Source organism: Cupriavidus sp. FW305-F7 (assembly GCF_058782875.1).
Genome location: NZ_JBYSYC010000112.1, coordinates 1 through 2,950 on the forward strand (window position 1 = coordinate 1; position 2,950 = coordinate 2,950).

Annotated in this window: 3 protein-coding genes; all 3 read right to left on the reverse strand. The window is 62.0% G+C overall.

What is annotated here, in order from left to right; genetic code table 11:
* Window positions 1–32: 32 nt before the first annotated feature.
* Window positions 33–2,099, reverse strand: coding sequence for a recombinase family protein (locus AC3WL8_RS39765; RefSeq protein WP_492380240.1), 2,067 nt, complete (start codon window positions 2,097–2,099; stop codon window positions 33–35).
* A 136-nt stretch (window positions 2,100–2,235) separates the two neighbouring features.
* The gene (locus tag AC3WL8_RS39770; RefSeq protein WP_492380241.1) at window positions 2,236–2,568 is read right to left on the reverse strand and encodes a DUF6788 family protein; all 333 of its coding nucleotides are present in this window, start codon (window positions 2,566–2,568) and stop codon (window positions 2,236–2,238) included.
* A gap of 52 nt (window positions 2,569–2,620) precedes the next feature.
* On the reverse strand, window positions 2,621–2,950 hold a 330-nt coding region (locus AC3WL8_RS39775; protein WP_492380242.1), incomplete at its 5' end, for a Y4bD/Y4pK family protein.

The window sequence follows — 2,950 nt, forward strand, 5'->3', positions numbered from 1 at the left end:
CCGACGGTGATCTCATAATGCACCTCTCACAGTTAAGTGTAGGAATGTTGCCTCCGAAGATGCCCTGAAGTGCGCACCCAGTCCCGCAGTTGCTGTTCCTTGAGGGAATCCAGCGTGATCCACCATGGGCCCCGCCCGTCGAGCTTCCGAGCATGGACCACCTGGCGCTCGATCCAGTAATACACGACATGTGGACTGATTCCCAGTCGGTGAGCGAGTTGCTGGACCGTGAGTTCGTCAGGCCGCTTGAGGCTGGTTGCTGCAATCCCGTAGCGGTAGCGGATCCACTTGACCATGGCGAGCGTGAACGATTTGCCAGTTGGGCTGCGTAGGCCTTCCTGATTGAGGTGCGCAACGATCTGCGGGTCGGACAGATGTTGCGAAAGGTTACGCACCTGCTCGACGATCGCAGTCGGATAGCGCATCGCTTCGATGACCGGCTTGGGCAACGTCACGGTGGTGTCGGTACAGGTGCCGCCCTGCCAACGCACGTGTAGGACCACCTGTCTGGCTGCGGGCAGTTTCTCGACAGTAATGTCCCGGATGAGCAGTCGCAACATGCGCTTGCGATCCTTCGGTGGGGTCGCCGGAGCGCGCCAAAGGCGCGGCAGATTGCGCGCCAGTGCGAGGATCTGGGCCTTCTGTTCGGGCGTGGCGACGCGCGCGTTCTGGCTCTGGAATTGGGCGGCTTCCGTCTTGATTGCTTCGAGGCGAAGCATCGCGTCATTCCAGCGCCGCTCGAGGGTGCCCGCGACCAGGCGGTTAGCGGGATCGCATTCCTGATAGCGACGCTCGGCAAGCGCGACCTCATACTCGGCGCGTTCGATGCGCATATGCCACTGACGCATGATGGCGTGATCGCGCTGCTCGAGTTCGTTCAGGGCGGTCACGGCGAGTTCGAGTTCGGCTGGCCGCAGGGCCGCGAGCACTGCTTCGCCGATCGCGCTGTCGAGCAGATCGCTGCGCACGCTCATGCAGTCGGTTGTCGCCAGACCCTCGCGGCGGCGCGCATTACAAAGGTACAACGGATAAATGCCACCATTACCCTGGTAGCGCACGGTCAGCGCCCGGCCACAGCAGCCACAGATCAGCATCCCCTGCAGCAGCGCCAATCCTTCACGCGCCGCACCGCTGAGCACTGTACCTTCGCCGTTGGTCCGATTGAGCGCCAGGCGCGCCTGGTTGCGCTCGAATTCCTCCGGGGTGATATAGCCTTCGTGATGCTCGGGCAGATGGACACGCCAGTCCGCCTTGGGTACCGGCTGCACTCGCTTATGGACCTCTCCCTGAGGCGTGATGCGCTGACGATATTGGTAACGGCCGAAGACATAGACGCCCGCATACGAGGGATTCCGGATCAGACCAAGTACGCGTTCATGGCGTAGGCGCCCCCAGATGAGTCGACCTGCCCAGGCACCTCCGTATGCCCGCTTGGGAAAGCGCAGACCATCTTCGGCAAAGCGCTTGACGACGGCGTACGCGCTGCCGGTCTCCTGAAAGAGACGAAACACCAGTTGCACGGCGCCGCGAACCTCGTCATCGGGATCGAGGACGATGCGACCCTCATCGTCATAGCACAAGCCAACCGGCAGTGGAAAGCGCAACTCACCCTTCTGCGCCTTATTGAGCTTGCCGCCTTGGAGGCGCCCGCGCAAAAAGTGCAGTTCCGCCTGTGCCATTGTGCCTTTGAGACCGAGCAGCAGGCCGTCGTTGAAGTCGCCCGGGTCGTAACAGCCATCGGCATCGATTACAAGGGTATGGGTGAGGGCGCACAACTCGAGCAGGCGATGCCAGTCCAGGTTCGAGCGCGCCAGGCGCGACACCTCCAGTGCGAACACTGCGCCCACGTGCCCCATCGAGACATCCGCCACCAGCGTCTTGAAGTCCTCGCGGCCCGTCATCTGCGCCCCCGACTGGCCGAGGTCCCGATCGAGGATCCGGATCGACGTTTGGGGCCAGCCCAATGCCAGCGCTTGGTCGCGCAACGCATACTGGCGCTCGGTGCTCTCCTGATGGTGCCGCACCTGGGCCAGCGTCGACTGGCGGATATAGATGTACGCCGGCTTGCTGTGATGTTGCGGGGTGATCTTGGTGTTCATCGACGGCCTCCTCGGTCAGCTCCAGCGCGGGCTCGGCGGTGAGCCAGGCTTCGAGCATGTTGGCGATGAGTACGCCGGCCGATTGTAGGTCGATGGAGTCGGTGAGCGGCAGTGGCGACTGGCTCACCGACGCCCCTTAGAGCGCCTCGCGGCGGCGTAATAGTTCGCGGTTGATCTCGCAGATCTCCTCGATGATCTCGCGGACCCGGTGATAGTTCGCCAAACGTTCGCTGACGTCGGCGTAATCGGCTTGTGGGACGTAGTCCATTTGCGGTCTGCGCCCGGGAAAACTCACCGACAAGTAGTACTTGGGGCCATGACCGGGGCCGTCGGCGCACTTGCAGCCAGGTTTGCCGCAGCGCTTGTAGCGTTCGATGAGCGAGCCCCGCAAGAGCGTGTCCAATGCCGGCATTTGCTTGAGCAACTGCGCGCGGCGCTTGCGTAAAGTGGGCGACGAAATATCTTCCATTGGCGGACCACGTTAAAAACTGGTCTGATAGTAGGGCAATGAGATGCATTGATCAAGCTCCTTTGTTTGATGACTTCTTGGAGGACGAAGCGGCAAGCTGGTCGATCAACGCGACGAGCTCCAGCAACATGCCCAGATCGAAGCGAGACACAGGGACCTCGCAATCGTCTTCGACGGCAGGCGCACCCCAATCGGTCCATTCGCGGGCAATGCTGAAGCTTCCGCGTTCTACATGACCCAGCAGCAGTGTGTCGACGCCCGCCACCCGGCGCGTCTTCAGGACCGGGAAGCGTTGTCCTCTGAGGGGATGAAACGGATGGCGGATCTCAGCCCAACCCAAATGCTCGTTGAGCGCTTGTGCAGTTCGCGCTGACCGTCCCGA